Raw genomic sequence first — 19,310 nt, forward strand, 5'->3', positions numbered from 1 at the left:
CATCGGGCGATGAGCGATTTCTCCCTCGCTTCGCTGCGCCAGGCTCAGGCTCTGGTGCGTGAGCAGGTGCCGCCGACAGCCCAACATAACTGGCCGCTGCTGGCCGAGGCGCTGGATTGCGAGGTGTGGGTCAAGCATGAGAACCACGCTCCAACTGGCGCGTTCAAGGTGCGCGGGGCGATCACCTATATCGACTGGCTGAAGCGCGAGCATCCCGGGGTCACTGGCATCATCACCGCCACGCGCGGCAATCATGGGCAGGCACAGGTGCGTGCCGCCCGCGCCGCCGGTTTGACCGCGACCATCGTCGTGCCGCTGGGCAACGCCAAAGAAAAGAATGCGGCGATGCGTGCACTCGGCGCCGAACTGATCGAGCATGGCAATAGCTTTGACGAGGCCAAGGCGGAGGCGGCGTCAAGGGCGGCGCAATATGGCCTGGTCATGGTGCCCAGCTATCATGATGAGCTGGTCCGCGGCGTCGCCAGCTATGGGCTCGAACTGTTCGAGGCGGTGCCCGATCTCGACACTGTCTATGTGCCGGTCGGCTGTGGCTCGGGTCTGTGTGGCACTATCGCGGCGCGCGATGCACTGGGCCTGTCCACCAAGGTGGTGGGTGTCGTCTCTTCACATGTTGATGCGGCTAAGCAGAGTTTCGAGGCAGGCCATCTGATTGCCAATGATACCGCCTATACCTTTGCCGACGGCGTTGCCGTATGCACGCCGGTGCAGGCTGCTTTGGACTATTTTGGCCCGCGCGCTGACCGCTTTGTCGCCGTCAGCGACAATCAGGTGGCGGATGCCATCCGGCTGCTGTGGCAGGCCACGCATAATCTCGCCGAGGGGGCCGGCGCCATCGCCATGGGTGCGCTGATGCAGGAGCGCGAGGCAATGCGCGGCAAAAAGGTCGCGGTCATCCTTTCGGGTGGCAATCTCGATATGAAGCAGGCGGCGGAAGTGCTAGGCGGTCGGACGCCGGCGGTGGCCGCCTGGCAGATCGTGCATGGATGGGAAATATGAAGCGCAACGCAGGCCTTGATCGCAATATCACCAAGGGCTGGCGCCCCGCGACACAGGCAGTGCGCGGCGGTACCTGGCGCAGCGAGCATGGCGAGACGTCAGAAGCGCTGTTCCTGACGTCCGGCTACACCTATGACGATGCCGCGACCGTCGCCGCCCGCTTCTCGGGCGAACAGACCGGCATGACCTATTCGCGGCTGCAAAACCCGACGGTCGAGATGCTCGAGGAACGCATCGCCCTGCTCGAAGGAGCGGAGGCGTGCCGTGCACAGGCCACCGGCATGGCAGCGATGACCACGGCCTTGCTGTGCCAGCTCAACAGCGGCGACCATGTCGTCGCGGCCAAGGCGGCGTTCGGCTCTTGCCGCTGGCTGACTGACAATCTGCTGCCGCGCTGGGGCATCACCACCACCACCATCGACGCCACCGACAATGCGGCCTGGGAAGCGGCCATCCAGCCGAATACCAAGGTTTTCTTCTTTGAAACACCGGCCAACCCGACCATGGGTATTGTCGATCTCGCCTATGTCTGCGGCCTCGCCAAGGCGCATGGCATCACGACCGTCGTCGATAATGCCTTTGCCACCAGCGCACTGCAGCGGCCGATGGATTATGGCGCGGACGTTGTTGCCTATTCAGCGACCAAGATGATGGACGGGCAGGGCAGGGTGCTTGCCGGTGCTGTTTGTGCCTCCGCCAAGTTCATGGAAGAAAAGCTGTTGCCGTTCCAGCGCAACACCGGACCCAATTGCGCGCCGTTCAATGCCTGGGTGGTGCTCAAGGGTCTGGAAACGCTCGACCTGCGCATCCACCGCCAGTCCGAAAATGCCCTCAAGGTCGGCCGTTTCATGGAAGGACGGGTGCCACGCATCCTCCACCCCGGCCTGCCGAGCCACCCGCAGCATGATCTCGCGATGGCCCAGATGAAGGCATGCGGGCCGATTTTCTCCTTCGATGTCGATGGCGGTCGCGCCCAGGCCCATGCCATTCTCGACGCGCTGCAACTGATCGACATTTCGAACAATATCGGCGATTCCCGCTCGCTGATGACCCATCCGGCATCGACCACGCACCATGGCGTCGGGCCAGACGTTCGGGCTGACATGGGTGTTGGTGAGGGGATGATCCGTATCAATGTGGGGCTCGAAGACCCCGATGATCTGATCGAGGATCTCGACCGGGCATTGACCGCGGCGGGACTATAGGCAAGTCTTGGCCATGATGAGTGCGCTCTTCCCCTATGCCTTGACCACGGGGTCGGTGACCGTGCGCGTTTCGGTCAGTTTTCAGGGTGAAACGTCTGATCCTTCGGCCAACCGCTGGTTCTGGATTTATCACATCCGCATCGAAAATGATGGTGATCGGGACATACAGCTGATTTCGCGGCGATGGGAAATTACCGATGGCCGCGGCGCCATCAATGTCGTGGAAGGGTTGGGGGTTGTCGGGGAACAGCCAGTGATCGCACCTGGCGCCGCCTTTGACTATGTCTCTGGCTGTCCTCTCGGCACACCGTCAGGCCGGATGGTTGGCAGCTATGGCATGGTGGATGATAGTGGTCGGCAATTCCGCATTGGCATCCCGGACATCCCCCTGCTTGGTCCGGCGGTCAGCCGATGAAGCGGACACATCTACCGCTCAATGCCTTGCGCGTGTTTGACGCTGCTGCCCGGCATCTCAGCTTTACCCGTGCCGCGGATGAATTGGCGGTGACACCAGCAGCGGTCGGTCAGCAAATCCGTGCTCTTGAGGATGTTCTGGGGGTTGTATTGTTCCGCCGCACCCCGAAGGGCCTGGAACTCACAGTCGAGGCACAGGCCGGGCTGGAGGATCTGCGTGCCGGTTTTCTCCGTTTCGAACAATCGGTTCAGGCAATGCGCGCAGGCCAGTCGTCCAAGTCGCTGACCATCGCAGCACCGCGAGACATGACCGCCCGCTGGCTCGCGCCCCGTTTGGCTGCGGTCGCCGCTGCGGACCCTGAGTTGCGCTTTACGCTGATTGCCGCCGACACACCGCTTGACTTTACTGAGGCCAATCTTGATCTCGCGCTGCGCTGGGCAACAGGGCCGGACGACCTGGAGGGCGTACCCATTTGTGAGCCCGCCTTGGTCAGCATTGCGCCGCCAGAGGGCGATGGCCTGTTCCACATTGCATGGGGCAGCGACCACGCTGGTGAACAGGACGAACGACCAGTGATGCGGGTTGCCGATGCGGGTCTGGCTATCTCGGCGGTGCGGCAGGGCCTGGGGCATGCCGATGTGCCGCTGCTGCTTGCTGAATCCGAAATTGCCGAGGGCAAGGTTCGCGCGCTAGGCGACGCACGACCTCATGACCATGGCTATTGGTTGGTCGCGCCAACGCCGCAGTGGCGCCAGAAAAAGGTGCAGGCTCTGGTCGCCGCGCTGACGTCGTGCTGATCAGTCACGTTGATCGCCCAACAAGGCGCTGGCGCGGCTGGCCAGCATGACCATGGCCGCCTCATCCACCGGTGCCTGATCATTGTTCCACGCCATGCTGGCCACATAAGCGCGGCCCTGTGCATCACGCATCAGCATGTTCATCGCCATGACCCCCGGTTCTGACCCACCCTTATAGCCCAAATAGGCCCAGCGCGCCGCAGCGTCACCGGGAATGCCGGGGTTAATGGCCAGGATGGCACGGGCCTCTTCGCTGCCACGGGTGGCAAACCAGCCTAGCAGTCCGGCCAGGCTGTCAGGGGAGGCGAACCATTCGATACTGTCAATGTCGGCAGGCCCGTCGTTGAACACGGTAAAATCCACATTTTCCGGAACGAAGCTCGCCTGTTCCTCTTGCAGTAGTTGACGTCTCTCATGTTCATCGCCGGTCAGCCAGCGTGTCCGCACCTCTGCCAAAGCCGGGTTCTTGAGAGCGGTCGCTTCAATGGTGGAAAGCATCGGAAAGGCGTTGGGGCCTGACAGGCCGCCGTGGCTGCGGGCAAAGGCTTCGATCCGGTCTCGGCCTATGTGATGCAACAATATGTCGGTCGCGCTATTGTCGCTCTCACTGATCATCAGAGCAGCCAATGTGTGGAGGGTCAGTGGGGAGCCCATCGGCCACCGGACAATCTCGCTTGTGGATACCGATCGCCGGTCGATCCTGATCACATCATCCCAGCGCATTCGGCGGCGTCTGATCTGTTCGTCCAGTGCGCCAAGGATTGCCAGTTTGAACGAAGAACCGACCGCCATGTCGAGGTGGTTCCGTTCCCCGCTGATAAGCGCGGCGCGTCCATCCTCTTCGATGCGATATAACCCCCAGGCGACGACTCCGGGCAGTCGGGCAAGATCGCTTGCCAGTCGGGGCAGACTGTCATTGGCGGTCGTGATGTTGGTGATCCGCAAGCCCGCAATGCGGGCGGCGCTATCGACAAACAGCTGGAAATGGACATTGGCACGGTCGTAACCGACGACCAGTTCATAGCGGTCTCCAGCTGGCGCCGGGATCAGGCTGACAATCCTGCCGGGCATGCCATGCTGGTTGCGCATTTGTGCAAACAGGGCCGCAACCTGTTCGGACGGAACGCTGTTGAGGAAATTGGCCGAGAATGTCTCGGCAAAGGCACTGCCGCCCTGCAAAAGGGGCAACAGGGTGGCAGCAGCCCGTTCAGCGGCAGCTGTGGTCGGCTCTGCCTGTGTTGGCGCAGGATCGGTTGAGGCTGCAACCGGAGGCGTTGTCTGCAGGAACAGACTGGCGAGCAGCGCCGCGCCCCCGCGAAGCCAACGCCGGTCAGGCATCGATGACTTCATCGTCAATGGTTGCGGCATTCGCCTGGATGAACTGGAAGCGATGCTCCGGATTCTTGCCCATCAGACGGTCGACCAGATCGCGGACGCTGGCCCGCTCCTCATATTCCTGGGGCAGGGTAACTCGCAGCAGTGAGCGGGTGGCAGGTGCCATGGTGGTCTCGCGAAGCTGAGCGGGCATCATCTCGCCAAGGCCCTTGAAGCGGGATACCTCGACCTTCTTGCCCTTGAACATTGTCCGTTCCAGCTCGGCGCGCTGTTCCTCGTCTCGCGCATAGGCGCTCTTGCCGCCGGCACTGAGGCGGTAAAGTGGTGGCTGGGCCAGATAGACACGGCCGCGCCGGACAATCTCGGACATTTCCTGGAAAAAGAATGTCATCAGCAGTGTGGCAATGTGGGCGCCGTCGACGTCCGCATCGGTCATGATGACAATGCGTTCGTAGCGGAGCCGGTCAGGGTCGCAATCCTTGCGCATCCCGCAGCCGAGCGCGAGCGCCAAATCGGCAATTTCGCTGTTCGCCCGAATCTTGTCGGCGCTGGCCGAGGCGACGTTGAGGATCTTTCCACGGATCGGCAAAACCGCCTGTGTCTTGCGATCACGCGCCTGTTTGGCGCTGCCGCCGGCGCTATCCCCTTCGACGATGAATAATTCCGTGCCTTCAGGTCCGTCATTGGAGCAATCGGTCAGCTTGCCGGGCAGGCGCAGCTTGCGGGCGGAGGTCGCCGTCTTGCGCTTGACCTCCCGCTCGGCCTTGCGGTTGAGACGTTCCTCAACCCGGTCCAGCACCATGCTGAGAAGGGCGCGACCACGTTCCATATTGGCGGAAAGGAAATGGTCAAAATGGTCGCGCACAGCGGCCTCGACCAGCCGTGCGGCTTCGGGCGAAGTCAACCGGTCCTTGGTCTGGCTCTGGAACTGGGGATCGCGGATGAACACAGACAACATGCTCTCACACATGTTGAGAACGTCATCGGCAGTGATCTCCTTGGACTTCTTTTGCCCGACCAATTCACCAAAGGCACGAAGCCCTTTGGTCAAGGCGCTGCGGAGCCCTGCTTCATGCGTTCCTCCGTCGGGCGTCGGAATGGTGTTGCAATACCAGCTGTAGCTGCCGTCCGACCACAGCGGCCATGCCACCGCCCATTCCACCCGTCCTTGCGATTGGCCATCGGGTCCGGGCGGAAAATCCTGCGATCCGGTGAAGGGGTCAGCCGTTGCGCATTCGCGCGTGCCGATCTGCTCCTTCAGATGATCGGCCAACCCGCCCGGAAACTGGAAGACAGCCTCTGTCGGCGTATCGTCTCCGACAAGTTCGGAATCGCATTTCCAGCGGATCTCAACGCCGGCAAACAGATAGGCCTTGGACCGGGCGAGGCGATAGAGGCGTTGCGGCTTGAAGCGCGCATGTTCGCCAAAGATTTCCGCATCGGGGACAAAGGAAACGCTGGTGCCGCGGCGGTTGGGCGTCGGGCCCAACGGTTCGACCGGGCCGAGCGCCTTGCCTTGGGAAAAGCGTTGGCGGAACAATTGTTTCGCCCGGGCCACCTCGACCACTGTCTCGCTCGACAGGGCATTGACCACGGAAACGCCCACACCGTGCAGGCCGCCTGAGGTGGCATAGGCCTTTCCCTCGAACTTGCCGCCGGAGTGCAGTGTGGTGAGAATAACTTCCAGCGCCGACTTGCCGGGAAACTTGGGGTGAGGGTCAACAGGAATGCCCCGGCCATTGTCGGTGATGGTCAGCCGGTTGCCAGCTTCCAGCGTCACCTCGATCCTGGTCGCATGCCCCGCGACTGCTTCGTCCATGCTGTTGTCGAGAACTTCGGCCGCGAGGTGGTGCAGCGCCCGCTCATCTGTGCCGCCGACATACATGCCGGGCCGGCGCCGGACGGGTTCCAACCCCTCCAGGACCTCAATGGCCGATGCGTCATAATCCTGCCCGCCCTTGGGCAGCGCGGCGAAAAGATCGTCACTCATGCATCAGCTATAGGGCGGCGGGAGTCACCGGCGCAAGCGTTCCGTTTCCGTTCGGTGATGACCGGCACCTTTTGACGTCGGTGGCGCCTAGTCCTTGACCGCGAAAATGGCGAAATTGCCATTGGCCTGCGCAATGGTCCGGCCGTCGCAGATTATCTCCGACTGCAGATTGGCAACGCGTTTGCCCCGGTTGAGCAGGCGCGTTTCACACACCAAATCTCCACCCCTGGCAGCCGCGAAATAGTTGATCTTTATCTCGATCGTCGCGCAAATCTGTCCCTGATCAAGGGTCGGGTATAGTGCGGCACCCATGCCGGTGTCGGCCATGGCAAAGATCACTGCACCATGCACAACGCCCTGGGGATTGTAATGGCGGGCAGGATCAACGGTCAGCAGCGCACGGCTGCTGCCGTCGCCCGCTGTTTCCATTTCCAATCCGATCAACTCGGCAAAAGGGTGCTGCACCGGTCTGGAGATCCTTAGCGCACGCGAGGCCCGCCAAAGGGCGGCGGCGGAGGAGGACGGCGTGTTCCGCGCGGCAACTGGGCCTGGAACGCGCGACCGCAATGGTCGACGCAATAAGGATAGCCAGGATTCACCGCTTCCCCGCAAAAATGGAAATCGGGTTCGCCAGGGTGTCCCATCGGCCAACGGCAAATGCGGTCATTGAGGTCCAACAGGCTCGTCTTGTCAGCCATCTCCGGAGTCGGCTTGGCCGGGACCCGGCGGCGAGGAGGGGCGGGAGGAATGGGCGCCTGTTGGTCACCCGGCCCCTGGCGGATGAATCCGCCCGGTCCGATCGACACGAGCCGCGGGCCATCGGGCTTGCGCGCCTCGGCCGGCGGTACGGCAGGCGCCGCGACGGATGCTGAGGCCTCCGGTTCGGTTCGGGAAACTGGTGCAGCCGGCGCGGATGGGCGAGCAGGGACGGCTGCCTTTGCTGCCGGGGTAGGAGTGGGCACACGCGGAGCAGCCGGCTTGGCCACCGGTGCCGGACGCGCAGTCCGTTCTGCCCCAGCCTTCGCTGGCGTTGCCTTCGCCTCACTATTGTCTTCGGCAGTCTTCACCGGCGAAGGGCGGGATTTCAAGCCCAGCCGATGCGCCTTGCCAATCACGGCATTGCGGCTGACACCGCCCAGTTCATCGGCGATCTGGCTGGCAGTCAGCCCGTTTTCCCAGAGTTTTCTGAGGGTTTCGATACGCTCGTCAGTCCATGACATCAGGTCGTGGCCTATCCATGTTGGTGGCAGGAGGCAATCCACCTGCCTGCATTGGGTTGCAGCTTGCGCCGGCTCGGCGAAGCCGATAGTCGAAAAGCCTATGAACAGCCAGCCCCAAAGCCTTCACCCGTCGCAGAATGACGCTTCTTCCGTTGATTATCCGCTTCCCGAGATGGGACAGGCGGTCATCCAACGGGTGAACTGGGGTGGCCTTCGCGCCCTCTATGTGAAGGAGGTTCGCCGTTTCTTCAAGGTGCAGACCCAGACTATCTGGGCTCCGGCGGTCACAACCTTGATGTATCTCGTTATCTTCACCGTCGCCATGGGTAGCAACCGGCCCGATGTGCTCGGTGTCCATTTCATCGACTTCCTCGCTCCTGGGCTGATCGCCATGGCGATGTTGCAGAACAGCTTCGCCAACTCCTCCTTCTCGCTGCTGGTCGGGAAAATGCAGGGGACAATCGTCGACTATTTGATGCCGCCGCTGTCCGAGCTTGAACTGCTCGTCGCGATGGTCGGTGCGGCTGTTACCCGTGCGATCTTTGTCGGCTTTGCCATCTGGCTTGTCATGCTTTTCTGGCCGGATGTGTCGGTGAGGGTTCATCACCTGTGGGCAGTGGTTGCCTTTGGCCTGCTCGGTTCCACCATGCTCGGCTTTCTCGGCCTGATCACCTCCATCTGGGCGGAAAAGTTCGATCATGCGGCGGCCATCACCAACTTTGTGGTGGCGCCGTTGGCCCTGCTGTCAGGCACTTTCTACGCCGTGGACAAGCTGAGCCCGACCTTCGCCGCGATCAGCCACGCCAATCCCTTTTTCTACACCATCTCGGGTTTCCGTTATGGCTTTATTGGCGCGGCGGACTCTCCTGTGCTGCTTGGACTGGCGGTTCTGGTGGGCGTCAATCTGTTGCTCGGTGGTGCCTGCTATGCGCTGCTGCGCTCCGGCTGGAAGATCAAGGCCTGAGCGATTGGCCCCGCCAGGATGCTGTCAGTGCCGATGGCGCGGCCGCAATTTATACTGGCCGTTGGCAAAGCCCTCGAACAATTCGTCTATCCCGGGATGGCTGACCGGGCCTGACGCGCCGTCGCTCACCAGATTTTGCTGACTGACATAGGCGAGGTAGCTGGTCTCGTCATTTTCCGCGAGCAGGTGGTAAAATGGCTGGTCGCGTCGCGGGCGCATGTCCTCGGGGATCGCTTCATACCATTCCTCGCTGTTCGAAAAGACCGGGTCGACGTCAAACACGACACCCCGGAAATCGAACAGCCGGTGGCGCACCACATCGCCGACACCAAAACGTGCGGTAATGACGGGCTGCGCACCCATTGCGTTGCGGGCATGGTCGGGTGATAGCATTCTGTTCACCCCACCTAGATAAGCCTCCCGTCTGCCAAGGCAAGACCTGCTGTCTGTATCAGGCGAGCCGCACATATGGCGCTGGGCGCTGGTTCGGCAATGCTGCTCACTTTTGCGCACAGCCCGCTTGGCAAGCGCGATTCTATTCGCTAGAGGCGCGGCTTCCGACCAAAGCGGCAGGCAAGGAGCCTGCTGATACCTCTGCGGAGAGGTGGCTGAGAGGTCGAAAGCACCGCACTCGAAATGCGGCGTGGGCGCGAGCTCACCGTGGGTTCGAATCCCACCCTCTCCGCCACGGTTTCTCACGGCCGATAGCGCATCAGGGATAGCTGGCGGAACCTCCAGTCTGGCGGAGGGACTTCGCCCGGATGTTTCAGCCAGAAGCGCGCACAATCAGGCTGGGTTCCAGCACCACCGAATCCGTGCGTTCTCCGCCAATGCGGCGATAGAGCAGGTCAACGAGGTGGGCGGCGCCCGCAACGAGATCCTGCTTGACGGTGGTCAGCGGCGGGATGGTCTGGGCGGCAAAGGGCAGGTCGTCATAGCCGGTGATGCGAATGTCCTGCGGGACCGATATGCCTTTTTCGGACAGCGCCCTGAGCGCGGTGATGGCCACCACGTCGGATGCTGCGACAATGCCGTCGGGCAAGGATTTGGTTTGCGCCAGCCACGCGCTGATCGCTGGATGGGCAATGTCTGCAGTCAGGTGAATTGGCAGGATCTGGAAATCCGCGTCCAGGCCTGCTTCGGCCAGGGCTTCGCGACAGCCGAGCAGACGATCCGCTATTTCCGGCGCGGCGGGATCGCCAAAAAAGGCTATGCGTCGGCACCCCTGCTTGATCAGATGCTGGACAGCAATCATGCCGCCTTTGCGATTGTTTGTACCAACAGAACAATGCGTCTGGCCCGACTGGCTGGCACCCCATACCACCATGGGCAAATAGCGTTGGGCCACTTCGTCGATGACATCGGACTGGTCCGACTGTCCGATGATGATGGCCCCGTCAACACGGCCGCTGTCAACAATCTGGCTCAGCCAGTTGCGGTCCTTGGGAATGACGCGGGACAGCAACAGGTCATGGCCCCGTTCAGTCAGAGCGTCGGCGAGATGGCCGATCAGCGTCATGAAGAAAGGGTCGGAGATGTGCTGGCCGGTTTCGTGGCCAAGCGGAATGACCACGCCAATCGCGCCGGCGCGCTTGATGCGAAGGTTGCGGGCCATGATGTTCGGACGGAAACCATGATCGCGAGCGATCTGCTGGATCGTCTCCCGCGTCTTTTGTGAAATCAGTGGACTGTCGGCCAGCGCACGGGACACTGTGCCTGCGGAAACACCGGCTAGTTTTGCCAGGTCCGTGATGTTCTTTACCCGCGGCTCGTCGGCCATTTCCCGTCCTGTCAGCTTGTTTTGCATACCATTAGTGCGGCCTGTTGACTGGCCTTGCAAGGCGGAAAGTTGCCGTCAGCCAATGACAACGGTGCCAGTACGCATCGGGTCAGATCGACTATGCAATCGATTGTTGCAATTTGTCACACTGCTGTTAGGCCGATCATCGCGAAGAGGGCGTGACAGCGATTGCGCCTTGCGCGGAGAGGCGGCATGGCGCCGCGGGGAGAGTGTGATGTCTGCTGCTGCCAAACCCCATTTGCCGCTTGCGCGGATCATCGAGATGAATCTCGGTTTCCTCGGACTGCAATTCAGCTTTGGCCTGCAACAGGGCAATATGGGGCCGATCTACAGCTATCTGGGTGCCAGCGAGGCAGCCTTGCCGATCCTCAGCCTGGCCGGCCCGGTTACTGGACTGCTTGTCCAGCCGATAGTTGGAGCGATGAGTGATCGGACCAATTCCCGATGGGGTCGCCGGACGCCTTATTTTCTTGTCGGTGCGGTGCTGTGTTTCTTCGGCTTGTTGTTCATGCCCTACAGTTCCTCGCTGCTGATGGCTGCCAGCCTGCTGTGGATTCTTGACGCCGGCAACAACATCACCATGGAGCCTTATCGCGCTTATGTTTCCGACCGGCTCAACCCTGATCAGCATAATGCCGGCTTCCTGACCCAGAGCGCCTTTACCGGTCTTGCTCAGTGCCTTGCGCTGGGAACGCCGGCGCTTCTGGTCGGGTTGGTCGGCATGGACAAGGATGCTGTCGATGCCCACAACATCCCCTATACTGTGCATGTCGTCTTTTTGATCGGGGCTGTCCTGTCCCTGTCGACCATTCTCTGGTCGGTGCTGCGCGTTCCGGAACTGCCAATGACCGAACAGCAAAAGGCAGAGATCGCCGCAGCGCCGAAGGGAGCTGTCGAAACGCTGCGTGAAATCTGGGCGGCGATCCGTGACATGCCGCTGCCGATGCGCAAGCTGGGCGTGATGATGCTGTTCCAATGGTATGCGATGGGCACATATTGGACCTACGTCACATACTCCATCAGCCGTTCGGTCTATGGCACCGCCGACCCGTTGTCCGACGGCTTTCGCAGTGCGGTGCTGACCAACGGAACCATGGCGGCATTTTACAATGCGATCGCCTTTGTCGCCGCTTTGGCGATGATGCCGATGGTGCGCCGATATGGCCCGCGTCCCATGCACGCAGCTGCGCTTGTTGCCGGTGGGCTGGGGATGCTGCTGTTGCCGCAGATCAGTGATCCACTGTGGCTGGCCTTGCCGGCAATCGGCGTCGGCATTGCCTGGGGCAGCATCATGGGCACCCCCTATGTCATGCTGGCGCGTTGCATTCCGGCCAATCGCACCGGAGTCTACATGGGTATTTTCAACATGATGATCGTCATTCCCATGCTGATCAATGCCGCCACCGTTCCGTTGTATTACAACACCCTGATGGGCGGAGACGCGCGTAACATCCTCATGCTCGCGGGTGTGCTGATGGTTTGTGCCGCGCTGGCGGTGCTGCGTGTTCGCGATGATGATTTCGACAGGGTGAAGGGCTGATGGCGGCAGCGGCGCGGTTGTACCTCCTGCACGGTGGCCACTCGTCACTCGCCATAGAGGTGGATGCAGCGGGTGTGCCGGTGTGGCGGCATTGGGGTGCTCGCCTGCCTGATGGCATAAAGTCTGGCCCGGCGCTGGCTGAGACGCGGCCGCCAGCGTCTTTCTCGCTGGAGCAACCTGCTGTTTTTTCTCCGTTTCCCGGTTTTGGCATGGGATGGTTCGCCCAGTCGGCGCTGCTGGCCCATCGACAGGGGCAGGCGTTCGTCTTTGAACCACAGGCTTGGCATGTGGTCCCGTCTGACCGGCAACTGGCGATCACGGCACGGGATGATGTGGCAGGCATTACCGTCACCCTGCAGCTGCGGCTTGATCCGCAGGACGATGTGCTGACAGTGGCGACCAGCCTGACGAATACCGGCGCTGGTCTGCTGGATGTGCAATGGCTCGCCGCTGCGGTTCTGCCACTGCCGTCGTCGGCCCATTCGGTCCGCCATGTCTCGGGTCGGCACAATAGCGAGTTTGTTCCTTGCGAGGATGTGCTGGGGCGTGGCCAGTGGCGACGGGAGAACCGGCGCGGACTGACCTCGCATGACAGTTTCCCCGGCGCCATCGTCACCACGCCGGGCAGCACAGCGGACAGTGGACTCACCTATGGCGCACAACTTGCCTGGTCGGGCAATCATGCCCAGTTGATCGAATGGCTCGATGATGGGCGATACCAGTGGCAACTGGGCGAATGGCTTGCTCCGGGAGAGGTGCGGCTGGAGCAAGGTGGGCGGCTGGACGCGCCCGATGTGCTCGCTACCTGTTCGCCCGACGGCTGGAATGGCGTTGCCCGCAATTTCCACCGCGCGGTCCGCGACAGCATCCGCTGGCCCGACGGGCAGATGGCCCCGCGCCCGGTGCATCTCAACACTTGGGAAGGTTTTTACTTCGATCATGATGAGGCTCAGCTCAAGGCGCTTGCCACCGCGGCAGCGGCGATCGGCGTCGAACGCTTTGTGTTGGACGATGGCTGGTTCAAGGGGCGCGATGATGACACCAGATCACTCGGTGACTGGACGGTCGATCTGCGCAAATATCCGCAAGGGCTGAAACCGCTCGCCGATCATGTCCGCGCCGCCGGCATGGAATTTGGTCTGTGGGTCGAGCCGGAGATGGTCAATCCCGACAGTGACCTGTTCCGTGCCCATCCCGACTGGGTTCTTCAGATCGCGGGGCGTCCCTTGCTGACTGCCCGCAACCAGCTGGTGCTCGACCTGACCCGGCCTGAGGTCAGCGACTATCTGTTCGGCGCGGTGGATTCCCTGTTGCGCGAATTGCCCATCGCCTATCTCAAATGGGATCACAACCGCGACCTGACGATGGCCGGGGATGCCGGGGGCAGGGCGGCCTACCGGCGTCAGATACTCGCCGCCTATGCCCTGTTCGACCGGCTCCGCTCCGCCTGGCCGGCGGTCGAGATAGAGGCTTGCGCCGGCGGTGGCGGGCGGATCGATGCTGGCATCATCCGGCGCACGCACCGGTTCTGGACCAGCGATTGCATCGACGCGGTCAGTCGTGTCACCATGCAGCACGGTTTCCTCCAGTTCATGCCACCCGAAGTGATGGGCTCACACATTGGCGCGGCCCCGGCTCATTCTACCGGGCGCAGCCAGTCGATGGATTTCCGGGCGGCGGTGGCCATAGCCGGTCATTTCGGTTTGGAATTCAACCTGCTGGACATGACCGACAGCGAAAGCGCCCGGCTTGCCGCATGGATTGCCTTCTACAAGGAGTGGCGGCACCTGCTTGCCGGACAGGTGGCGACCGGTTCGGCGAATGATCATCTGGCATGGCAGGCAAATGGCAGCGAAGGACAATGGCTGCTCTGCGTTTATCGGCTTGGGCCGAGTGAACTGCGCTATGCGCCTGCTTTGCCGCTGCCGTTTCTGGAGGACGGCCAGTGGCAAATCCGACGGATTGACCCGGTTGACCGGCCCGACCGCGATTCCCGCTGGCGCCAGGGATGGACAGCTGGAGCCGCATGGCTGCGCGACGTCGGCCTGCCATTGCCACCGATGAAGGCCGAATCCGCCGCCCTGTTTCAGATAGACCGTGCCTGATGTTTGACCCGACGACCCACCCGCACCGCCGCCATGATCCGCTATCGGACCAATGGATCCTCGTTTCGCCGCACCGCGCCAAGCGGCCATGGCTGGGCCAGATTGACGAGCCGCTGGCCGAGCCGCAGGTCACCCATGATCCCGACTGCTATCTCTGCCCCGGCAACGCCCGTGTCACGGGGGAGGTCAATCCAGCCTATCGCGGGCCGCATGTCTTTGCCAATGACTTCCCGGCGCTGATGGCTGACGGCGTCGGCGCTGTCGATGCGGCAACAAGCGATCCGCTTTTCCGCGCCGACGTGGCGCAGGGTGAATGCCGGGTCATCTGTTTTAGCGAAGATCATGGAAAAACCCTGCCTGATCTTAACGCGGCTGAAATGGCAGCCCTGATCGCCACATGGCGCGCTCAGACGGCGGAGCTGGGTGAACGCTGGACCTATGTCCAGCTGTTCGAGAACAAGGGAGCGATGATGGGCTGTTCCAACCCGCACCCGCATGGACAGATTTGGGCGAGCAATTTCGTCCCGAGTGTCATCGCCACCGAAAGCCGGACCCAGGCTGATTGGCTGGAACGCCATGGCTCGCTGATGCTGCTTGACCTTGCCGAGCGTGAGGCTGCCCTGGCTGAGCGTGTTGTTGTCGCCAACGCAGGCTGGCTCGCCATCGTCCCCTGGTGGGCACAATGGCCGTTCGAAACGTTGATCCTTCCGCGTCAGCCCGCCGCCCGCTTTGTCGACCTGTCGGATGCGGCCGCTGGGCAACTGGGCTCGCTGCTCAGCGAACTGACCGCGCGTTACGACAATCTGTTCGGGTGCAGCTTTCCCTATTCCATGGGGTGGCATGGCGCGCCACGGGGGCAGGGTGCGGCGCAGGGCTGGCAGCTGCATGCCCATATCTATCCGCCGTTGCTCCGTTCGGCATCGGTGCGCAAGTTCATGGTTGGTTATGAAATGCTGGCAGAGGCCCAGCGCGACCTGACCCCCGAACAGGCAGCTGGCCGGCTCCGTGCCGTATCGGCTGAGCGAGCGATGCGGCGATGACCATCCGCTACGGTGACATCAGTGCACTGTTCACCCGCCACTTCGGCGGTCTCGCTGATGTCGTCACGGCGGCACCCGGCAGGGTGAATCTGATCGGCGAGCATACCGATTACAATGATGGTTTTGTCTTGCCGATGGGGATTGACCGGCACACCATGGTTGCCGCCCGCCGACGCAATGATGGGCAGGTCCATCTGATCGCGGGTGATCTTGGCGGCGCGACGGCCAGCTTTCCTGTTGGTAGCGGCCCTGCCGCCATGGCCACCGATGGCTGGACCAACTATGTCCGCGGAATGGCGGCGCTGATGCCCGCTCATGGCGTCTCCATCAGTGGGGCAGACATTGCCATCGCTGGAGACATGCCCCGGGGGGCAGGCCTTTCCTCTTCGGCAGCGCTTGAAAATGCTGTCGGCCTTGCGTTTGCCGCGCTTGATGGACAGCCGGACTTTGACCGCGCGCTGTTGGCCCGTGTCGGCCAACAGGCCGAACATGCGTTCGCCGGATGCCATTGCGGCATCATGGATCAGCTGGTCAGCGCCTGCGCGCATCCCGGCCACGCCTTGTTGATCGATTGCCGCAGCCTCGCCAGACAGTCGGTTGCGTTACCCGCCGGTTTCGAGGTGATGATCGTTCATTCGGGCGTCGTCCGCGGCTTGGTCGATGGTGAATATAATGTGCGTCGCGCCCAGTGTGAAATGGCCGCCCGACACTTTGCCGTGCCGGCCCTGCGCGATCTCGACCTGGCACAACTCGTTGGTCCTTGGGCGGCTGGGCTCGACGCTGTCTCACTGCGCCGTGCCCGCCACGTCGTCAGTGAAAATGCACGGACTTTGGCCATGGCCAAGGCACTTACCAGCGGGGATATGGTTCAGGCGGGCCGGCTCATGGCCGAATCACACGCCTCAATGCGCGATGATTTCGCCATCACCGTGCCGCCGGTCGATGCACTGGCGGTGCTGCTGCAAGAGGCTATCGGTGAGGAGGGGGGCGCGCGGATGACCGGCGGTGGCTTCGGCGGTGCGGTGGTCGCCATCCTGCCAACGGATCGAGTCGCATCCGTATCGGCGGCAGTTCACGCCGCCTACCGCACCCCCTCCGGACAGCCAGCCACCATCATGCTGGCGTCGGCTTCTGGCGGCGTCAGCTGCATTGCTCCGGATTGAACCTATTTTTGGTTCAGGAAAGCTTGGTTCTGCAATCGGCGAGGCTGTGCTTTTGTGAGCAAAAACATGCCGAACGAGGCCCGGGCAGTGGATCATGCAAACCTTTGCAGATTCATCTTGCAAAGGTTTGCACATTGTCTATCTTTAGTGTGAGGGTATCCGCATGAGCAGGACCCGATCTTTGGGAGGGATTATGAGCTATTCTCGTTACCGCACCCGTGCGTCGATTCTCGCACTGGGGCTCGCTCTTGTCTCGGCACCGGCCTTTGCACAGGATGCGGACCCGGCTGCTGGTGAGGCATCAAGCGACGATATCGTTGTAACCGCCACCACGGGCGACAAGACAGCGCTGCGCAGTTCCATCTCGGTCTCGCAGATCGATCAGGAAGCCATTGCCGCCTTTACGCCGCGGTCGGAAGCTGAGCTCCTCCGCATGATCCCGGGCATCAACCCGCAGGATACCGCCGGTCCTGGCGGTAATGCCAACATCGGCGTCCGCGGCATCCCGGTATCGACCGGCGGCTCGGAATATGTGGCTCTGCAGGAAGACGGTCTGCCCGTGACACTGTTTGGTGACATTCAGTTTGGCAACAACGACTATTGGTCGCGCTTTGACTCGACCATCGACCGTGTTGAAGCCGTCCGTGGTGGCTCGGCATCGACCTTCGCATCACAGGCCCCCGGCGCGGTCATCAACTATATCAGCCGCACTGGTGAAGAAGATGGTGGCGAAATCGGTATTACCAAGGGTCTCGATTTTCGCGAAACCCGTTTTGACTTCCGGCTTGGCGGTCACCTCAATGATACATTGCGATTCCACGTCGGCGGTTATGCACGCGAAGGCGGCGGCCCGACCAACGAGGATTTCAATATCCTCTCTGGTTATCAGATCCGCGCCAACCTGACCCAGGAAATAGCCGAAGGCCGTGGTTACATCCGCCTGCTGTTCCGTCGCCTTGACGAACGGGCGCCGACCTTCACGACCATGCCGTCGCTTGTCACCATTTCAGGCAACAAGGTCGGCAATTTCCAGCCGCTGCCTACCTTTGATGCGCGCGAAGGCTCGAACTATTCGATCTACAACCGTGAATTCCAATATGTCACCAATTCGGGCCAGCTGGCGACCGCGGCTGTCGAAGGGATCCACCCGACCATCACCTCGCTCGGCGCGCAGTTCCACTATGAGCTGAGCGATAACATCACCGTCGACAATAATTTCCGCTACAGTGACATGAGCGGCAATTTCACGACCCAGTTCCTCAACGTCGCGACCAGCGCGAGCGTCATTGGTTCGGTGGTCAATGGTGAGACGGTGGCGGCCATCCGCTATGCCAATGGCCCGCAGGCGGGGCAGCTCTACACCGGCACCTATGTCAACAACAACCCGAACATCAATACGATCATGCGGGACATGGGCAGCCTTGCCAACAACCTGACGCTGACCGGCGAATTTGAAGCGGGCGGCGGCGACGTGACGGTGCAGGCGGGCTGGTTCCACATGCGTCAGAACATCAGCCAGGAATGGCACGTCAACCGCCAGTTCAACGAGCTGTCGGACAAGAACCCGGCCCAGCTTGACCTGTTCAATGCCGCCGGAACGCGTCTCACCTCGGCTGGTCAGGCCGGTTTCAACGACAATTGGGGCAGCTGCTGTGCCCGTGACGTCGATCTCGTCTACACCAACGATGCACCCTTCCTGTCACTGAACTATCAGAGCGGCGGTCTTGATCTCGATGCAAGCATCCGTCGCGACACGGTTCGCGGTGAAGGCACGGCACAGGGTGGCGTTGCCGGTCCGAACATCACGACGAACGGCGTTTCCCTGCCGTCGCTGGTGCCGGGTGGCACGGTTGAAGTCATCAACTACAAGGACAGCTACACCAGCTGGTCGTTCGGCGCCCTCTATGCGTTGAATGATGATCTCAGCGTCTTTGCCCGCGCGAGCCGTGGTGGCCGCTTCAACGCCGACCGCCGCACGCTGGGTGGTAATTTCAATGCCGATGGCTCGCTCAACCAGACCGGTGCGGCGACGTCGATCAATTACCTCAACCAACAGGAACTGGGCGTGAAGGCGCGCGGTGACATTGGCAGTGGTCGTTACTCGGTCGAAGCTACGCTGTTCCGGTCTACCCTGACCGAAAACAACTATGACTTCACCCGCATCAACAACCCGCCGCCCAACAATGATCCGAACATTTCGAACAGCTATCGCTCGATGGGTCTGGAACTGTCAACGCGCTGGACCTTTGGCGGCTTCAGGCTCGCGGCTGACGTGACCTACACCAGCTCGAAAATTACTGACAGCATCACCCCGGCGTTGGTCGACAACCGCCCCGGCGGCATTCCCAAGCTGACCTATCTCGTCTCGCCGTCGTACGACTTCGGCATGGGTGCGATCGGCTTCAGCCTGAGCGGTCAGTCGAGCGTTCCGATCGACAACTTCAATACCTTTGATGTTGCGGGCAGTAAGTTCGTGAGCGGGTTCATCTCGTTCCGTCCTCTCGAGAATCTTGAGCTGGGCATCAACGTGAACAACCTGTTCAACGAACTGGGCTACCGCTCGGGTGGTTCGCTGACTCAGCTGTCGGCCACCAGTGGCATTTATTCGAACAGCGCTGTTACCGGCCGCACCATGACGGCGTCGGTTCGCTACAGCTTCTGATCTTTCGGCCGCTGCCCTCGCCGGGGCAGCGGCACTCCCCAACTCAGGCGGGTCGG

At 61.7% G+C, this 19,310-nt stretch carries 16 protein-coding genes and 1 tRNA gene; 11 read left to right on the forward strand and 6 right to left on the reverse strand.

Annotated elements, in window-relative coordinates; all coding sequences use genetic code 11:
- Positions 1–9 precede the first annotated feature (9 nt).
- Genes GV829_RS10735 through GV829_RS10750 form a run of 4 tightly spaced genes read left to right on the forward strand, consistent with a single transcriptional unit; the run spans position 10 to position 3,434 of the window.
- The gene (locus GV829_RS10735; protein WP_169946542.1) at positions 10–1,017 is read left to right on the forward strand and encodes a threonine dehydratase; all 1,008 of its coding nucleotides are present in this window, start codon (positions 10–12) and stop codon (positions 1,015–1,017) included.
- Positions 1,014–2,222, forward strand: a complete 1,209-nt coding sequence (locus GV829_RS10740) for a trans-sulfuration enzyme family protein (RefSeq protein WP_169946545.1) — start codon at positions 1,014–1,016, stop codon at positions 2,220–2,222. The genes GV829_RS10735 and GV829_RS10740 overlap by 4 nt, the downstream gene beginning before the upstream one ends.
- Before the next feature lie 16 nt (positions 2,223–2,238).
- Positions 2,239–2,637, forward strand: a complete 399-nt coding sequence (apaG, locus tag GV829_RS10745; RefSeq protein WP_169948252.1) for a Co2+/Mg2+ efflux protein ApaG — start codon at positions 2,239–2,241, stop codon at positions 2,635–2,637.
- Complete coding sequence (locus GV829_RS10750; protein ID WP_169946547.1) at positions 2,634–3,434, forward strand: LysR family transcriptional regulator; 801 nt, start codon at positions 2,634–2,636, stop codon at positions 3,432–3,434. Before apaG ends, GV829_RS10750 begins: the two co-directional genes overlap by 4 nt.
- On the opposite strand, the gene GV829_RS10755 is transcribed toward GV829_RS10750, so the two are convergent.
- From GV829_RS10755 to GV829_RS10770, 4 genes are all read right to left on the reverse strand, one after another.
- Entirely contained in the window at positions 3,435–4,784 is a 1,350-nt protein-coding gene (locus GV829_RS10755; RefSeq protein ID WP_169946549.1) for a serine hydrolase, read from the reverse strand.
- Positions 4,765–6,759: a DNA topoisomerase IV subunit B gene (gene parE, locus GV829_RS10760; protein WP_169946552.1), complete on the reverse strand. Its 1,995-nt coding sequence runs from the start codon at positions 6,757–6,759 to the stop codon at positions 4,765–4,767. The genes GV829_RS10755 and parE overlap by 20 nt, the downstream gene beginning before the upstream one ends.
- A gap of 87 nt (positions 6,760–6,846) precedes the next feature.
- Complete coding sequence (locus GV829_RS10765; RefSeq protein ID WP_169946554.1) at positions 6,847–7,224, reverse strand: PaaI family thioesterase; 378 nt, start codon at positions 7,222–7,224, stop codon at positions 6,847–6,849.
- Between the two features lie 14 nt (positions 7,225–7,238).
- A complete protein-coding gene (locus GV829_RS10770) occupies positions 7,239–7,979 on the reverse strand; it encodes a GcrA family cell cycle regulator (protein WP_169946556.1) in 741 nt (246 codons plus the stop codon).
- Positions 7,980–8,079: 100 nt separating this feature from the next.
- Here GV829_RS10770 and GV829_RS10775 point away from each other — a divergent pair, with 100 nt between their 5' ends.
- Positions 8,080–8,943 (forward strand): ABC transporter permease, encoded by an 864-nt coding sequence (locus GV829_RS10775; protein ID WP_169946558.1) that lies wholly within the window; start codon positions 8,080–8,082, stop codon positions 8,941–8,943.
- A gap of 24 nt (positions 8,944–8,967) precedes the next feature.
- Here GV829_RS10775 and hspQ read toward each other — a convergent pair whose 3' ends face one another.
- Positions 8,968–9,336 carry a heat shock protein HspQ gene (gene hspQ / locus GV829_RS10780; protein ID WP_169948254.1) on the reverse strand — a complete coding sequence of 123 codons (369 nt, stop codon included), beginning with the start codon at positions 9,334–9,336 and terminating at the stop codon, positions 8,968–8,970.
- 205 nt (positions 9,337–9,541) lie between these two features.
- Here hspQ and GV829_RS10785 point away from each other — a divergent pair.
- Positions 9,542–9,631: transfer RNA gene (locus GV829_RS10785), tRNA-Ser, on the forward strand.
- A 78-nt stretch (positions 9,632–9,709) separates the two neighbouring features.
- On the opposite strand, the gene GV829_RS10790 is transcribed toward GV829_RS10785, so the two are convergent.
- Positions 9,710–10,723: a LacI family DNA-binding transcriptional regulator gene (locus GV829_RS10790; RefSeq protein WP_169946560.1), complete on the reverse strand. Its 1,014-nt coding sequence runs from the start codon at positions 10,721–10,723 to the stop codon at positions 9,710–9,712.
- Between the two features lie 235 nt (positions 10,724–10,958).
- Here GV829_RS10790 and GV829_RS10795 point away from each other — a divergent pair, with 235 nt between their 5' ends.
- The 5 genes from GV829_RS10795 to GV829_RS10815 all read left to right on the forward strand — a co-directional run bounded on the left by GV829_RS10795 (position 10,959) and on the right by GV829_RS10815 (position 19,254).
- Entirely contained in the window at positions 10,959–12,284 is a 1,326-nt protein-coding gene (locus tag GV829_RS10795; RefSeq protein WP_169946562.1) for an MFS transporter, read from the forward strand.
- A complete protein-coding gene (locus GV829_RS10800) occupies positions 12,284–14,389 on the forward strand; it encodes an alpha-galactosidase (RefSeq protein ID WP_169946564.1) in 2,106 nt (701 codons plus the stop codon). The genes GV829_RS10795 and GV829_RS10800 overlap by 1 nt, the downstream gene beginning before the upstream one ends.
- Positions 14,389–15,429: a UDP-glucose--hexose-1-phosphate uridylyltransferase gene (locus tag GV829_RS10805; protein WP_169946566.1), complete on the forward strand. Its 1,041-nt coding sequence runs from the start codon at positions 14,389–14,391 to the stop codon at positions 15,427–15,429. Before GV829_RS10800 ends, GV829_RS10805 begins: the two co-directional genes overlap by 1 nt.
- Positions 15,426–16,592 (forward strand): galactokinase, encoded by a 1,167-nt coding sequence (gene galK, locus GV829_RS10810; RefSeq protein WP_169946568.1) that lies wholly within the window; start codon positions 15,426–15,428, stop codon positions 16,590–16,592. Before GV829_RS10805 ends, galK begins: the two co-directional genes overlap by 4 nt.
- Before the next feature lie 193 nt (positions 16,593–16,785).
- Complete coding sequence (locus GV829_RS10815; RefSeq protein ID WP_169946570.1) at positions 16,786–19,254, forward strand: TonB-dependent siderophore receptor; 2,469 nt, start codon at positions 16,786–16,788, stop codon at positions 19,252–19,254.
- Positions 19,255–19,310: the final 56 nt, after the last annotated feature.

The sequence above is a fragment of the Sphingomonas lacunae genome, assembly GCF_012979535.1.
Classification (GTDB): domain Bacteria; phylum Pseudomonadota; class Alphaproteobacteria; order Sphingomonadales; family Sphingomonadaceae; genus Sphingopyxis; species Sphingopyxis lacunae.